The sequence below is a fragment of the Polynucleobacter paneuropaeus genome, from assembly GCF_003261235.1.
Classification (GTDB): Bacteria; Pseudomonadota; Gammaproteobacteria; order Burkholderiales; family Burkholderiaceae; genus Polynucleobacter; species Polynucleobacter paneuropaeus.
Genome location: NZ_CP030085.1, coordinates 411,501 through 425,655 on the forward strand (window position 1 = coordinate 411,501; position 14,155 = coordinate 425,655).

Here is a 14,155-nt window from a genome sequence, read left to right on the forward strand (position 1 = left end):
CCTCTAAATTAAGCCACATGCACCCAGGAGGGCGCCCAATCCAATTAAATATAAAGGATGCCAGCGTGTCAATAAAACTATGGCAATAGTGATTCCACTCAATAAAAAGGCCATAGTGCCATGGTTAATTTGTAATGATATTTCAATGGCAGAAGAGAGTACTAGACCAATTGCTAAAGTAGCAGCGGCATAATGCACTGTTTTCTTCCGCATAGGATCTTGCATCTTCAAGATAAAACGTTGCAAGAAAAATACCAGAATCCCAGCGGGCCAAATAATAGCAAAAGTGGCCATAAATGCACCGAGAATTCCGCTAATATGCCAACCAATTAAGGTTACTGTCATAAAGTTTGGACCGGGCGCAGCCTGAGCAATTGCAAAGTAATCCGAGAAGGTTTGTAAATCCAACCAATGCTCTTGATAAACAGCGAGTTCTAGTAATACGGGAAGTAGAGCGTTCACACCCCCAAAGGCAATTAGGGAGAAAGCCGAAAACTTCAGAAAAAGAGTGATCAGTGTTGGCATTATCTTTTTGCTTTATGCCATGCTAAAAACAGTGCGACTGGTGAAGCAATGAGTACCACCCAAGCTAATCCTAGATGAAAGTAGCTGGCTGCAATGATCACTACGACCACAACCAGCAGACTCGGTGGATAGTGAAATTCATCTTTGAGCATCTTCAAACCGGTAGAGGCAATTAAGCCTACGCCTACTGCTGAAATGCCTCTTAAGATGCCGCTCACAGATTCTAAATAGCTGAAATGATCGTAAAGCAGGGCTAGAAGTATCACGATACAAATTGGGCCAAGCGATAAGCCTAAAACCGAAGCGATTGCACCCCTTACACCACAGAATCGAGAGCCAACACACACTGCTAAGTTGGTTACATTTGGGCCTGGGACAATTTGGCAGATGCCAAGCATGGCACTAAATTCCTCTGAAGTGAGCCATTTCTCTTGTTCCACAATCGTGCGTCTTGCCCAAGGCAGAACACCCCCAAATCCTGACAGGCCAATCCTAGAAAAGCCGATAAATAGTTGTAGAGGAGTAAGGGTTTTCAAGGGGGAAAAATTGTTATGGCTTGAAGGGCATGGGTACAGGTTTCTGATCTAACCATGCTTCCAAAGTTTGCGTGATGCCTTTGGAGAAGGTCTCAAAAATCGGTTCTGCAATAAAACCCAGGTGAGGGGTAACCAGCAAGTTAGGCGTATTGCGAAGTGGGTCGTTTTGCGGAAGTGGCTCTAGATCAAAGACATCGACCGCAGCTTGACCTGGCTTACCAGCAGCCAATGCCTTTTGTAAATCAGTCATGTTAATGAGTGCTGCACGCGATGTGTTCACCAAGATCGCATCGGGGCGCATCAGTGCTAATTGATCTGCGCTAATAAGACCTTTCGTACCAGGACCTGCGACTAAATGCATCGTCACCACTTTAGAGGTGCTGAGCAATTCTTCCAAACTAACGGACTTTGCATTTTCTGCCGCAGCTCTTTCAGGAGTCATGCGAGGACTCCAAGCAACCACTTCCATCCCAAATGCTGCGCCTACTTTTGCTACTTTACTGCCAATCGCACCTAAGCCCATAATGCCGAGACGTTCTCCAGAAAGCATTGGGAGTAGCGATAAGGAATCTCGCCAACCACCTGAAGCAATCAGATGATTTTGTTCTATCAAGCGTTTGGATGCACCTAGAATCATGGCCCAAGTCAGTTCAGCAGTCGTCTCTTTTGAGGGGCCACCATGGGTGCATGCCATGGGGATATTTCTCTTGATTAAAGCTGCCGCATCGAGCGTGCCGTTGCGCTCACCCGTAAACATCAGAAACTTCAATCTCGGTAAGCGTGCAATCATCGCCTCATTAAAAGGAGAGCGGTCGCGCACAATCGCAATCGCATCTGCATCTTTAACAGCTTCATAGAGTGCCTCATCCCTCAAGGGTTCGTGATGGATGGTGAGATTCGCGCGCTGGTCGAGTTGATCCCAGGATGAGAAGCGCCGCAGTGCTTGCTCGTAATCTCCGAGGACAACAATCGTAGGTTTGGTAATTTCGGTCATTACTTTAATTGGGTGTTGAGAGTTGAATAATTTGCTTGAGATCAGCAGCTTTACCTAAATTCCAGAGAGCAGAAATTAGTTGAGCCGTTTTTTGTTTACCAATAATAGGCTCAGCTAGGCTAGTAAATTTTTGCTCCAGATTAGTATCACTCATTGGGTTTTCAACAGAGCCAATGGCATTCTTCACAAAGACGTGAACTTCTTTGCCGTTCTTCAAAATGGCTTTGACATCCACTGATGCCTCGCTAATATCGCTATCGGTGGTGGCATTGACTTTTGCTCTCAGCGCTACAACGTCAGGACGATTCACGATGTCATCGGCGTACTCACTCTCACCTGCCTGCCCAAAAATTAAGCCCATGGCACAGCCGTGGTACACACTGAACTTGCCTTCCAGACCTGTCTTAGGTGTCTTTTTGCCAGTAAGCTCAAGCACGAGAGGGTGAACACGCAGCTCAATTCGCTCAACCTCATCCGCTTTAACACCCTGGGCGCGTAATTGCGCACAAGCATCAATCGCAGGATGAATCACAATGCCGCAAGCAAAAGGCTTGTAGGTATTGAGTGAAATCTCAAACGATTTGCCGAGATCACGATCAATTTCTGACCAATCATTTTTAGTGGAGACGGTTTGCATATAACCTCGACCTGCTTCTAATGCACGCAAGCTCGCGGTAAAGCCATGTTTAGCTAAGAGGGCTGACATTTGTCCTGCACGGGCAGCACCTCCCGGATGAAAGGGTTTAGTCATTGTGCCGAATTGCTCACGCATGCCAATGGGTTGTGAGGCGGCAATACCTAAAGCCATCATTGTTTTGTGAGTGTCTAAACCCAGAATGCGGGCACAGGCTGCAGCAGAACCTAACATGCCGGTAGAGCCGGTAATATGCCAGCCACGATGGTAGTGATCTGGGTACATTGCATTACCCACTCGACATTCCACATCTATACCTAGAACCATCGCATCAATAATTTGACGACCATTCGTATTGATGTGTTCACCAAGCGCCAAAATGGCAGAGGCAACTGGGCCCGCTGGATGAATAACAGTCTTCAGATGGGTATCGTCAAAGTCAAAAGTATGTGAGCTGATGCCATTGATTAATGCAGCGCCACCCATATCCACGCGCTCTTTCCGTCCCAGGATGGAGGCTTGCGGTGCTGGTTGAAACTCTTGAACAGCTGCAAGGGAAGACGTTACGCTCTCGTGCTGGGCTGCGCCAATTGCGCAACCTAACCAATTTAAAAAAGTGCGGTGAGCCTCGTGCTCAACTTCTGCAGACCATCCCTGAGATGGGTGAGTGCTGACAAAGTCCGCCAAGGTCTTGGTGACTGGTGGAGCGTTCAAATCGGCTGCTGCGGCGATAACTTGTGACATAAGAATTCCTAATGAGAAGTGAGGAGTGAGATAGGTTATTCAATTTCGATGTGACGGTCTTTAGCTACTTTGCTCCAGCGTGCAATGTCATCCTTAATATAGGTAGCAAATTGTTGTGGATTCATTGGCAGCACGGTAAGTGCCTCTGCAGACATTTTGTCTGCGAACTCGGGGCTCGATAACACCTTATTAAGTTCGGTATTTAATTTGGCGACTACGGCTGGTGGCATATTGGCAGGACCTGCAATGCCATACCACTGTTGACCTTCAAAGCCGGGATAACCTAATTCTTTAAAGGTCGGAATCGATGGATCAGCAGGGCTGCGTTTCACACCGGTGACTGCTAAGGGGCGCACACGGTTTGTAGTGATGTAAGGCATGGCTGCAAATAAGCCTGGGAACATGGCATCGGTTTGGCCACCAATCAGATCGGTAAAGGCGGGAGCAATGCCGCGATAAGGTATGTGAACCATAAAGATCCCAGTCGCCATTTTGAATTCTTCCATCGACAAGTGCGTTAGGGTCCCAGGACCAGAGCTACCGTAACTCAGCTTGGACGGATTCTTCTTTACATAGGCAATAAATTCACCCAGTGTTTTTGCTGGCACCTGAGGATTCACAATCAAAACATTGGGGGTTGCACCAATCATACCGATTGGTGTGAAGTCTTTTATCGCATCGTAGTTGAGCTTGCGAACTGCTGGATTAGTGCCATGGGTTCCCACATAGGCAATCATGAGGGTATAACCGTCTGGATTTGCTTTAGCAGTAGTGATGGCTGCGATTGCGCCACCACCACCGGAGAGGTTATCAACGATGACGCTTTGGCCTAAATTCTTCGATAGGCGTTCTGCGACTGCCCTGGCAATATTATCTAATCCGCCGCCAGCAGATACCGGCGCAATCAATCGAATGGTTTTCGTAGGATAGGCACTCTGACTAAAAGCAGAAGAGCTGATTGCCAAGATGAATGAGGATAAAAAAATCGGCAGCAGCCGATTGCAAAATTTAGACATGTCTCGCATCCTTGGGTTTGGATTAATGTATCGTTATGTAGGAATTTTACTATTTAGTGAAGCAGAAATAAGGGAACAGTCATGATTCTAGAAGTTGCCGATATAGAAATTGATCCAGCCAAGCAAAAAGAGTTCGAAGAGGCTATTTTGCGGGGCATCCAGACCGTCATTTCAAAGGCCAAGGGCTTCCAAGGCTTTAAAGTGAATCACAGCCAGGAAAGCCCTGGACGTTATTTACTCATGAACTATTGGGACACCCTAGAGAATCACACTGTTGATTTTCGGCAATCTCCTGACTTTGCAAAATGGCGCTCGATTGTCGGACCTTTTTTCCTAAAGCCTCCAGTGGTGGAGCACTTCGATTTGGTAGGAAAGTCAGCCTAGTCAGCTTGCTAGTTAGCTGGCTTGAAGCTTTTTACGTATTGAGTGTTCGGGGGGAATGATATCTAGGCTGGGCTCGAGTGCTTCACGTTCGTCAAAGACAAAACAAGACCCCTGGTAATGGGCTGAACCAACCTCTTCAAAGTATTTCAGAATTCCACCCTCAAGTTGGTAGGTATGCTCCATTCCAATTTCACGCATATACAGTCCAGACTTCTCACAGCGAATGCCGCCAGTACAGAAACTCACAACCGTTTTGTCTAGCAATGCTTCTTTGTGCTTCGTAATCGCCTCTGGAAATTCAGTGAACTTTTCAATATTGAAGTGCAGGGCATTTTCAAAAGTGCCATAGTCAACTTCGAATGCATTGCGCGTATCGAGCATCACGACTGGCCGTCCTAAATCATCAGTACCCCGATCTAACCATTCTTTTAACTTCTGGGGAGGAAGGAAATTAGCCCGGCCCTTTTCTGGTTGAATAGTTGGATGATTCATGCGAATAATTTCGCTTTTGAGTTTGATGAGCATTTTTTTAAAGGGCTGCTCATCCGACCAACTCTCTTTTGACTCGATAGCACTAAAACGGGAGTCACTCCGTAACCAGCTTAAAAAACCACGCATATCTGGCTCTGTGCCGGCAAGGAATAAATTGATACCCTCGCCAGTGAGCAAAATTGTCCCTTTTAAATGGCGCTGTTGACACTCTTCGAGCATGAGCGCGCGCAGGTCTTCTAGCCCGTCAAGGCTAACAAACAAGTAGGCGGCAATGTTCAGAATGGGTTTCATGGATTTTCTTTCTAATACGCCCCTCTATTATCAAACAAGGCGCTGTAGGAGTGGTAATCTTATGTCCTTAAGTGGAGGAGACCTGTCAATGAGACACCTATTTAATCAAATCACTAGAGCCCTATCGATGGGCCTTATTTTGTGCGGTATGAGTAGCCTTGCGTTGGCTGCAGACTCGGGGGTTGGCACTTGGCCTACCCAGAAACCCATTCGTTTAATTGCCGTTTTCCCGGCAGGGGGATCGGTTGATCAGGTTGCCCGTATTTTGGCCCCCGCATTGCAGGCAGAACTCAAGCAGAACGTGATTGTGGAGAACGTCGGTGGTGCCTCTGGTGTGATTGGAACGGCTGCCATGACGCGAGCTGAGCCAGATGGTTACACCTTTGCAGTGGTCTTTGATACTCACGGCGTTAACCCCAGCCTTAAAGACAAATTACCCTACGACACGATCAAAGATATTGCTCCTGTGAGTTTAATTGGAACTTCTCCAATGGTCTTAGTTGCAAGTAAGGCCTCGGGTATTAAAACCTTTAAGCAATTGGTGGAAGAATCAAAGGCAGGTAAGAAGTTTAGCTATGGCTCAATTGGTATTGGAAGTCTTGGACATTTGGCGATTGCCCGTCTAGCGAAGACAGCGGGCTTTGATTGGATTCACGTTCCTTATCGTGGCGGCGGCCCCTTGATGCAAGATGTTTTGGGTGGCCAAGTGCCCCTTGGGATTGGCTCGCAATTTTTGGTCATGCCCCATATTGAAAATGGCGGGGTAGTGCCTTTAGTCATCACTACAGCCAAACGATCTCCAGAGCTACCTAATGTGCCCACTGTTGCTGAAAGTGGCTTCCCAGGATTTAATGCGCCAGCATGGTGGGGATTACTTGCGCCAGGCAAGACACCTCCAGCCATTGTGAACGCGATGAATGCTGCAGTTAATAAGGCTCTCAAGAACCCAGCTGTTTCTGAGAAATTTAAAGCACAGGGCATTCAAATTGTGGGCGGCAGTCCAGAGGTATTGGGCGATTTTGTTGGTAAACAAATTGCGATCTGGGGCAAGTTTGTGATTGAGAACAATATTAAAGATTCTCAGTAACGCAAGTAATGAATAAGCGCTTAATTGATTACCAGCCGATGGATTTGGCCCAGCCTGCAGAGTTGGTTGCTGCCATTCGGAAACGACGTGGCGGCAAATTTATCAATCTGGATCGCATGCTTTTACATAGCGTGCCAATTGCAGAGGGCTGGAATCATTACATTGGTGCAATCCGAAATCAGCTTTCTTTAGATCCCAAGTTGCGTGAACTGGGAATGTGTGGAGTGGCCGTTTTAAATGGTGCTGAATATGAATTTATTCATCATGCACCCCCCTTTAAAGAAGCTGGTGGAACACAAGAGCAGGTTGAGGCCCTTCGTTTATTAGGACAGGCAACTTTCCCTAAGCACTTATTCAATTCTATTGAGCAAGATGCTGCAGAGCTCACTCTACAAATGACGCGCAACATTCAAGTTCACCCAGAACTGATGAAGCGCCTACATACCGAACTTGGAAATACTGCAGTAGTTGAGTTGGTGAGTGTCATTGCGGCATACAACATGGTGTCACGTTTCCTCATTGCCTTAGACGTAACCCCCGAAGATCATTAAGCTAAGTTGAGCTCTGATCAATCCATCGGCTGGGAGGAGGATGGTGTAACCCATTCTGCCCTGTGGCGCTCTGAAAATGGGATTCGACCCCATCAAAAACTGGTGATTGCTGACGACACTCTGACTGCAGACGCAGCTTATCGAATGGCTTGCGAAGGAACTGCCATTTTATGGCGTGGCGATTTTCAGAATGCGCGTCAGCTATTGCAAGCCTTAGCAAGACGAGTCGATAAACCATCTAAGAAATCGGTACGTAGCAAAAAAGATTTTCATCAGAGCCAGCTAGACATCTTTAATTTGCATCGTCTTGCGCAATCACAACGCGCTCGTACTTTAGGCATGCTCTTAATTGAATGTACTGCTGAGCATCATATTGATTTAAGACGAGCGCCCGATATTGCGCAGGCTTGCGAAGAGGCTTATGGCCCCACTCAATCGTCATATCTTGTCTCGCTAAGAGAGTTGCTAGGTGTAGTTGGTGCTCACGAATGGCGCAAGAAAGGCGTTCTTATTCCAGCGCTAAGTGGAACTCAAGCATTTCACATTCATCCTCACTACGGTGTGTTCTCGCCGATACGAGGTGAATATATTGACCTAGTTAATCAAGCGCCTTTACCTAGAATACTGGATTCACATCCCATTGCATTTGATATTGGGGTGGGGACAGGGATCTTATCCATCGTCCTAGCCAGTAGGGGTATAGCAAAAATCATTGCAACAGATTTGGATCAAAGGGCGCTGGATTGCGCCAAAGATAATATTGAGCGATCGAACTTTGCTAAACAGATTGAGCTGCTTAAAACCAATCTGTTTCCAGAAGGTAAAGCCGCTCTGATAGTTTGTAATCCCCCCTGGCTTCCTGCGAGGCCTAGCTCGCTCCTGGAGGGTGCGATCTACGATCCTAATAGCCAAATGCTTACAGGGTTTCTATCGGGATTGAAAGATCATTTGTTGCCTGAAGGTGAGGCTTGGTTAGTTCTGTCTGATCTAGCTGAGTATTTAGGTTTGCGTAGCCGAGAGCAACTACAAGCCTGGTTCGATGAGGCTGGGGTCAAGGTAGTTGATCGTATGAATATCAAGCCACATCACAAAAAGGTCTTTGATCAAACAGATCCTTTGCATGTCGCCAGAAGCAAAGAGGTAACTTCTTTATGGCGTCTAATTTTGAAATAAATTTCAGGTAATATCGGAAATATCAGGGATTAAATTCAGGGGATTGTTGATGAAATTCGCTATGCTTCGTTCAATCTTGGGCTATCGCCTCTTGCTTGCTTTAAGCATGTTTGCTTGCATGCTTTGCTTAGCTGCTTGTGCTACTAAAAATGAGTGGCATAACACTAACAGTAATGCAAACCTAGAAGCTGATGAGGCACATTGCGATCGAGTTATACGACAAAGCGCGCTCCCCGATCAAGGTAATGCCCTGTTTCAGCCTATGCGCAATACTGGACCTAAGGCAGACTTATACAGTCGCTGCATGTTAGAAAAAGGTTGGTATAAAGTCAAAAACGAGAGTGAACAAAAAACCCCTTAAGATTTTCACCGTAAGGGGTTTTTGCTGAGGCTACTACTAATAATGGTGGAGTCGGCGGGAATCGAACCCGCGTCCGCAAATCCTCCACAACAAGTTCTACATACTTAGTCTTATCATTTGATTTAACCAGCTAGTCACGAATAGACACGTTACTGACTGGCGATTCACTTGATTTTCGAACTATCACTCGTGACACGAGATAGTCTTATCTCTTGTAAATGACCCTGATGTAGCTTGCGCTACCTGACCCAAGAGAGAATCAGTTCAGGGGCAACCGCATTTAAGCGGCTAGTGCGTAACGTTCGTCGTTAGCAGTTATTACATTCCCATTGATTTACGAGATAACGGGTCCTCGGTATGCCCTTGATGCTTTGTAATCCACGTCGAAACCATGTCGACCCCGAAGACTGTGCATTTGGAAATCTATTTTAAGGCGGACGGCTTAAAAAAGCTCGTTATCTTTTCCAAAGACCTTAAGGCTGACCAGGAAAGATGATTTCCATTAGTTCTTGTGGGGTTTTCACCAAAAAATCGGCTCCCCATGCTTCGGGCGGCTCTGCGCAGCCGCAATAGCCATAGGCTGCAGCAACCGTTTTCATGCCTGCTGCTTTACCAGCAACAATATCGCGGATGTCATCGCCAACATAAAGTCCTTTTGTGGGGTCCACTTTAGCTAGCTTGGCAGCATGCAAGATCGGCGCTGGGTGAGGTTTTGCATGAGGTGTGGTGTCACCAGAGACTGTTGAAGCTGCACGCTGACGTAGGCCCATCCCCTCAGTAAGAGGATGCGTAAAGCGCTCATGCTTATTGGTCACTATGCCCCAAGGTAGTTTGGCTTGGTCAAGCTGATTGAGTAACTCATCAATGCCGTCAAATAAAACACTATTTACTAGCAAGGCTTTTTCATAGTTGGTAAAAAACTCATCGCGCAAGAGACTGAAGTCAGGGTGCTCTGGGTTAATACCAAAGGCGCCTGCGATAAGACCACGAGCCCCAGCAGAGGCCCGAGGGCGCAATATTTCATAAGGGAGTGCAGCTTGCTTGCGGGCAATGAGTAATTGATTTGCAGCGGCAACTAAATCAGGGGCGGTATCTGCTAGGGTGCCATCTAAGTCAAAGAAGATCCCGCGATAAGGACTCTGTATCAAGTGCATTTACGAACAGCAATCATGTAATTGACATCCATATCGCTACCCAGTGAATAGACTTGAGTAAATGGGTTGTAGCTCATCCCTTTCATGCCTAGTAGATCTAATTGTGCTTCACGAGTAAAGGCAATTAGCTCAGATGGCTTAATAAATTTAGCGTATTCGTGAGTCCCTTTAGGGAGCAGTCGAAGAAGATATTCAGCGCCAAGAATGGCGAATAAGTAGGATTTGGGATTGCGATTGAGTGTGCTGAAGAAAAGGGTGCCACCGGGCTTTGCAAGCGCCGCACAGGCCCTTACAACCGATGCCGGATCTGGAACGTGCTCAAGCATCTCCATGCAGGTCACAACATCATATTGGCCAGCATTCTCTTGCGCGAGTGCTTCGGCCGAAATCGCGCGATAGTTGAGTTTGGCTCCTACCTCGAGAGCATGTAATTCAGCGACCTTGAGGGCCTTCTCTGATAGATCGATACCAGTAGCACTGGCGCCAGACTGCGCCATGGACTCTGCCAGGATGCCACCACCACACCCGACATCCAGTACTTGTTTACCCTCTAGGCTGATAAAGGACTTAATCCAGTTCAAGCGCAGCGGATTAATGGCGTGCAGAGGCTTAAATTCACTATTGGGATCCCACCAGCGATGGGCTAGGGCGCTAAATTTAGCGATTTCGGATTGATCGACGTTCATGTAAACGAATATAGCGGAAATAAAAAAGCCCGGCAGAACCGGGCTTTTTTAGGTTTGAAGCGAATTACTTAGCTGTACCAACAACTTCGATATCGGTACGGCGATTCTTAGCGCGGCCTTCAGCAGTTGCGTTTGATGCAACTGGATTGCTCTTGCCTTTAGATTCTGTGTAGATGCGGCTTGCATCAATACCCTTAGCTACGAGGTATGCCTTAACAGACTGTGCACGACGCTGACCGAGGGCCATGTTGTATGCATCTGTACCAACGCTATCAGTGTTACCAACAGCGATGATGACTTCTAACTTAATCTTGGAAAGATCAGCAGCGATCTTGTCCAAAGTTGCTTTGCCTTCTGGTTTCAAGTCAGACTTGTTGAAATCATAGAGGGTGTCAGCTTGCAAAGTGATCTTGCTTTGGCTAACGCCAGATGCAGAGTGACCTTTCAAAGCGCCGTCACAGCCAGGAGCTGCAGAAGCAGGAGTCCAAGCGTTATCACGCCAGCACAATGTGCCGTCGCCGTTTTTCCAGTTCAGGGAGCCGTCGCCGTTTTGCCAGTTATCAGAAGCCATTGCTGCGGATGCAGAAACGGTAATAACGGAAGCGAGCAACAGTTTTAGGGTTTTGTTCATTTTTAGTCCTCAAAAATCTCTTTTTAATTAAAGTCAAACTTAAATGTAATTCGCCCTACTTTGAAGCAAAAACACCGCAAAGCGACACATCTCAATTTCGTACAAACTGACAGAATCTTAGCATAGGGGCCTTCCGTCATCAAAATGATATTATTTCTAAATGGAACAAGCCGCTAAAGAAACACTACCAATATCCCTAGAAGACGAAATGCGGCGGTCCTATTTGGACTACGCTATGAGCGTCATTGTCGGCAGAGCCTTGCCTGACGTGCGTGACGGCCTCAAACCGGTACACCGCCGGGTCTTATTTGCGATGTATGAATTAAACAACGATTGGAACCGAGCTTACAAAAAATCTGCCCGTATAGTTGGCGATGTAATCGGTAAATACCATCCCCATGGCGATTCTGCGGTCTATGACACCATTGTTCGGATGGCTCAGGATTTCTCTCTGCGCTATATGTTGGTTGACGGCCAGGGCAATTTCGGTTCCGTAGACGGTGATAACGCTGCTGCAATGCGGTATACCGAGATCCGTTTGCGCAAAATCGCCCATGATCTGTTAGCCGATTTAGACAAAGAAACAGTTGATTTTGGCCCCAACTATGACGGTAGCGAGCAGGAACCCCTGATTCTGCCGGCTAAAGTGCCTAATTTGCTGATTAACGGCAGCTCAGGCATTGCGGTAGGTATGGCAACCAATATTCCGCCCCACAACCTAGACGAGGTCGTGCAGGCCTGTTTACATGTTTTGCACAACCCAGACTGCACGATTGATGAATTGATTGAAATCATCCCAGCACCAGATTTTCCAACCGCTGGAATCATCTATGGCGTGCAAGGTGTACGCGAAGGTTATCGCACGGGTCGTGGACGTGTGGTCATGCGTGCGAAGACCCACTTTGAAGATATTGATAAGGGTTCACGTCAAGCCATCATTGTTGATGAGTTACCTTACCAAGTGAATAAGAAAAACTTGCTCGAGCGGATTGCTGAGTTAGTGAATGAGAAAAAGATTGAAGGTATTTCGGATTTACGGGATGAGTCCGATAAATCCGGTATGCGCGTTGTAATTGAGCTTAAGCGGGGTGAAGTGCCTGAGGTTGTTCTCAATAATTTGTACAAGGGCACACAGTTACAAGATAATTTTGGTATGAATATGGTGGCCTTGGTTGATAACCAGCCACGCTTGTTGAACTTGAAACAGATGCTCGAGTATTTCTTGCAGCATCGTCGCGAGGTTGTAACACGTCGCACGATCTTTGAATTACGTAAAGCGCGTGAGCGTGGTCATGTGCTCGAAGGTTTAGCTGTCGCATTAGCAAACATTGATGAATTCATTGCGATCATCAAAGCTGCTGCTAACCCAGTGGAAGCGAAGACAGAGTTGATGGGTAAGAATTGGGATTCTTCTATGGTGCGTGAGATGTTGGCGCGCGCTGAGACGGATACACCTGGCGGTCGCAATGCTTATCGTCCAGACGGGCTCTTACCTGAGTACGGCATGCAAAGTAGCGGCCTCTATCGTTTATCAGATAGTCAGGCGCAAGAGATTCTGCAAATGCGTTTGCAACGCTTGACTGGTCTTGAGCAAGATAAGATTGTTTCAGAGTACAAAGACGTAATGTCCGAGATTGCTGACCTGCTCGACCTGCTGGCTAAATCAGAGCGTGTGACTCAGGTTATCGAAAGCGAATTAAAAGAAGTGCAAGCTGAGTTTGGCATCGCGGGTAGCGATAATGGTCGCCGTTCATTCATTGAGATGAATGCAACTGAGCTCTTCACTGAAGATCTCATCACACCGCAAGACATGGTGGTTACGCTCTCACATACGGGTTATATGAAGAGCCAACCGCTCAGCGAATATCGCGCACAGAAGCGCGGTGGTCGCGGTAAACAAGCTGCAGCAACTAAAGATGAAGATTGGATTGACACTCTATTCGTAGCAAATACACACGATACGATTTTGTGCTTCTCTGATCGCGGTCGTATGTACTGGCTCAAGGTTTGGGAAGTACCGCAAGGTAGTCGTACTTCCAGAGGCAAACCGATCGTCAATATGTTCCCGCTGATTGAAGGCGAGAAGATCACTGTGATTTTGCCAATTAAAGGCTATCAAGATGATCAGTACGTCTTCATGGCAACCAGCTTAGGTACCGTTAAGAAGACCCGTTTATCGGACTTCTCTAACCCACGTAAGGCCGGCATTATTGCGGTCGATCTCAATGAGAGCGATTTCTTGGTGGGCGCGGCGATTACCGATGGTCAACACGATGTGATGTTGTTCTCCGATGCTGGTAAAGCAGTGCGCTTTGATGAGAATGATGTTCGTCCAATGGGCCGAACTGCTCGTGGTGTGCGTGGTATGAACTTGGGCGAAGGTCAGCAAGTCATTGCAATGCTAGTAGCACCTGCTGAAGCAGCTGAAGGTGCACAGATTAGTAACGCGGATGCTGAAGCGAATGCAATCACCGGTAGCGTATTGACTGCAACAGAAAATGGTTTTGGTAAACGTACGCCAATCGCAGAATACACCCGCCATGGCCGCGGTACTAAAGGCATGATTGCCATTCAGACATCAGAGCGTAACGGCAAAGTTGTTGCTGCAGCACTCGTTTCTCCTGAAGACCAAATTATGTTGATCACTACGGGCGGTGTCTTAGTTCGTACGCGCGTCTCTGAAATCCGTGAGATGGGTCGTTCTACTCAAGGTGTAACGCTGATTAACGTTGACGAAGGTACACGTCTGTCTGGCTTGCAGAGAATTGCTGAGAGCGATTCAGATGACGAGGATGATCTTGGAGAAGATGATTCGATTGATGCTGGCGATGTTGGTGATACTGCTAGCGATACTGCTAGTGATGCCTAAACTGGCATCGATTAAAGACTAGTCGAT

General features: G+C 47.1%; 15 protein-coding genes and 1 other RNA gene. 6 read left to right on the forward strand and 10 right to left on the reverse strand.

All coding sequences use genetic code 11. The annotated features are described in order from the left end of the window. Positions 1-3: 3 nt before the first annotated feature. Genes Pas1_RS02235 through Pas1_RS02255 form a run of 5 tightly spaced genes read right to left on the reverse strand, consistent with a single transcriptional unit; the run spans position 4 to position 4,449 of the window. The gene (locus tag Pas1_RS02235; protein WP_112294385.1) at positions 4-525 is read right to left on the reverse strand and encodes a chromate transporter; all 522 of its coding nucleotides are present in this window, start codon (positions 523-525) and stop codon (positions 4-6) included. Beyond that, entirely contained in the window at positions 525-1,061 is a 537-nt protein-coding gene (locus Pas1_RS02240; RefSeq protein ID WP_112294386.1) for a chromate transporter, read from the reverse strand. Before Pas1_RS02240 ends, Pas1_RS02235 begins: the two co-directional genes overlap by 1 nt. A 13-nt stretch (positions 1,062-1,074) precedes the next feature. Next, on the reverse strand, positions 1,075-2,055 hold the full coding sequence (locus Pas1_RS02245; RefSeq protein WP_112294387.1) for a D-2-hydroxyacid dehydrogenase family protein: 981 nt from the start codon (positions 2,053-2,055) through the stop codon (positions 1,075-1,077). Positions 2,056-2,059: 4 nt separating this feature from the next. Next, positions 2,060-3,433, reverse strand: a complete 1,374-nt coding sequence (locus Pas1_RS02250; protein ID WP_112209561.1) for an MmgE/PrpD family protein — start codon at positions 3,431-3,433, stop codon at positions 2,060-2,062. Positions 3,434-3,468: 35 nt separating this feature from the next. Then, entirely contained in the window at positions 3,469-4,449 is a 981-nt protein-coding gene (locus Pas1_RS02255) for a Bug family tripartite tricarboxylate transporter substrate binding protein (protein WP_112209560.1), read from the reverse strand. 81 nt (positions 4,450-4,530) lie between these two features. On the opposite strand from Pas1_RS02255, the gene Pas1_RS02260 reads away from it, so the two are divergent. Beyond that, on the forward strand, positions 4,531-4,833 hold the full coding sequence (locus Pas1_RS02260; protein ID WP_112294388.1) for an antibiotic biosynthesis monooxygenase family protein: 303 nt from the start codon (positions 4,531-4,533) through the stop codon (positions 4,831-4,833). A 12-nt stretch (positions 4,834-4,845) separates the two neighbouring features. Here the strand turns inward: Pas1_RS02260 and Pas1_RS02265 are convergent, their stop codons facing one another. Then, positions 4,846-5,616: a sulfurtransferase gene (locus Pas1_RS02265; protein ID WP_112294389.1), complete on the reverse strand. Its 771-nt coding sequence runs from the start codon at positions 5,614-5,616 to the stop codon at positions 4,846-4,848. A gap of 88 nt (positions 5,617-5,704) precedes the next feature. Here Pas1_RS02265 and Pas1_RS02270 point away from each other — a divergent pair, with 88 nt between their 5' ends. From Pas1_RS02270 to Pas1_RS02285, 4 genes are all read left to right on the forward strand, one after another. After that, on the forward strand, positions 5,705-6,703 hold the full coding sequence (locus Pas1_RS02270; protein ID WP_112205854.1) for a tripartite tricarboxylate transporter substrate binding protein: 999 nt from the start codon (positions 5,705-5,707) through the stop codon (positions 6,701-6,703). A gap of 8 nt (positions 6,704-6,711) precedes the next feature. Beyond that, complete coding sequence (locus Pas1_RS02275; RefSeq protein WP_112204804.1) at positions 6,712-7,254, forward strand: carboxymuconolactone decarboxylase family protein; 543 nt, start codon at positions 6,712-6,714, stop codon at positions 7,252-7,254. A gap of 6 nt (positions 7,255-7,260) precedes the next feature. After that, the gene (locus Pas1_RS02280) at positions 7,261-8,427 is read left to right on the forward strand and encodes a 50S ribosomal protein L11 methyltransferase (RefSeq protein WP_112294390.1); all 1,167 of its coding nucleotides are present in this window, start codon (positions 7,261-7,263) and stop codon (positions 8,425-8,427) included. Between the two features lie 61 nt (positions 8,428-8,488). Then, complete coding sequence (locus Pas1_RS02285) at positions 8,489-8,788, forward strand: hypothetical protein (RefSeq protein WP_225971640.1); 300 nt, start codon at positions 8,489-8,491, stop codon at positions 8,786-8,788. Positions 8,789-8,831: 43 nt separating this feature from the next. Here the strand turns inward: Pas1_RS02285 and ssrA are convergent. The 4 genes from ssrA to ompA form a co-directional block, all read right to left on the reverse strand. Beyond that, positions 8,832-9,190: a transfer-messenger RNA gene (gene ssrA / locus Pas1_RS02290) on the reverse strand. 71 nt (positions 9,191-9,261) lie between these two features. Further along, the gene (locus Pas1_RS02295) at positions 9,262-9,942 is read right to left on the reverse strand and encodes an HAD family hydrolase (RefSeq protein ID WP_112204800.1); all 681 of its coding nucleotides are present in this window, start codon (positions 9,940-9,942) and stop codon (positions 9,262-9,264) included. Further along, positions 9,933-10,628: a bifunctional 2-polyprenyl-6-hydroxyphenol methylase/3-demethylubiquinol 3-O-methyltransferase UbiG gene (ubiG, locus tag Pas1_RS02300; RefSeq protein WP_112294392.1), complete on the reverse strand. Its 696-nt coding sequence runs from the start codon at positions 10,626-10,628 to the stop codon at positions 9,933-9,935. Before ubiG ends, Pas1_RS02295 begins: the two co-directional genes overlap by 10 nt. Positions 10,629-10,692: 64 nt before the next feature. After that, positions 10,693-11,259, reverse strand: a complete 567-nt coding sequence (gene ompA / locus Pas1_RS02305) for an outer membrane protein OmpA (RefSeq protein ID WP_112294393.1) — start codon at positions 11,257-11,259, stop codon at positions 10,693-10,695. 160 nt (positions 11,260-11,419) lie between these two features. Between ompA and gyrA the strand changes: the two genes are divergently transcribed. Beyond that, positions 11,420-14,128, forward strand: a complete 2,709-nt coding sequence (gyrA, locus tag Pas1_RS02310) for a DNA gyrase subunit A (RefSeq protein ID WP_112294394.1) — start codon at positions 11,420-11,422, stop codon at positions 14,126-14,128. Positions 14,129-14,155: the final 27 nt, after the last annotated feature.

What these genes read in the sequence shown, in the direction of transcription:
- Pas1_RS02235 (WP_112294385.1), bottom strand. Translation starts at nt 525, where the DNA reads ATGCCAACACTGATCACTCTTTTTCTGAAGTTTTCGGCTTTCTCCCTA.
- Pas1_RS02245 (WP_112294387.1), bottom strand. Translation starts at nt 2,055, where the DNA reads ATGACCGAAATTACCAAACCTACGATTGTTGTCCTCGGAGATTACGAG.
- Pas1_RS02250 (WP_112209561.1), bottom strand. Translation starts at nt 3,433, where the DNA reads ATGTCACAAGTTATCGCCGCAGCAGCCGATTTGAACGCTCCACCAGTC.
- Pas1_RS02255 (WP_112209560.1), bottom strand. Translation starts at nt 4,449, where the DNA reads ATGTCTAAATTTTGCAATCGGCTGCTGCCGATTTTTTTATCCTCATTC.
- Pas1_RS02260 (WP_112294388.1), top strand. Translation starts at nt 4,531, where the DNA reads ATGATTCTAGAAGTTGCCGATATAGAAATTGATCCAGCCAAGCAAAAA.
- Pas1_RS02265 (WP_112294389.1), bottom strand. Translation starts at nt 5,616, where the DNA reads ATGAAACCCATTCTGAACATTGCCGCCTACTTGTTTGTTAGCCTTGAC.
- Pas1_RS02270 (WP_112205854.1), top strand. Translation starts at nt 5,705, where the DNA reads ATGAGACACCTATTTAATCAAATCACTAGAGCCCTATCGATGGGCCTT.
- Pas1_RS02275 (WP_112204804.1), top strand. Translation starts at nt 6,712, where the DNA reads ATGAATAAGCGCTTAATTGATTACCAGCCGATGGATTTGGCCCAGCCT.
- Pas1_RS02285 (WP_225971640.1), top strand. Translation starts at nt 8,489, where the DNA reads ATGCTTCGTTCAATCTTGGGCTATCGCCTCTTGCTTGCTTTAAGCATG.
- Pas1_RS02295 (WP_112204800.1), bottom strand. Translation starts at nt 9,942, where the DNA reads ATGCACTTGATACAGAGTCCTTATCGCGGGATCTTCTTTGACTTAGAT.
- ubiG (WP_112294392.1), bottom strand. Translation starts at nt 10,628, where the DNA reads ATGAACGTCGATCAATCCGAAATCGCTAAATTTAGCGCCCTAGCCCAT.
- ompA (WP_112294393.1), bottom strand. Translation starts at nt 11,259, where the DNA reads ATGAACAAAACCCTAAAACTGTTGCTCGCTTCCGTTATTACCGTTTCT.
- gyrA (WP_112294394.1), top strand. Translation starts at nt 11,420, where the DNA reads ATGGAACAAGCCGCTAAAGAAACACTACCAATATCCCTAGAAGACGAA.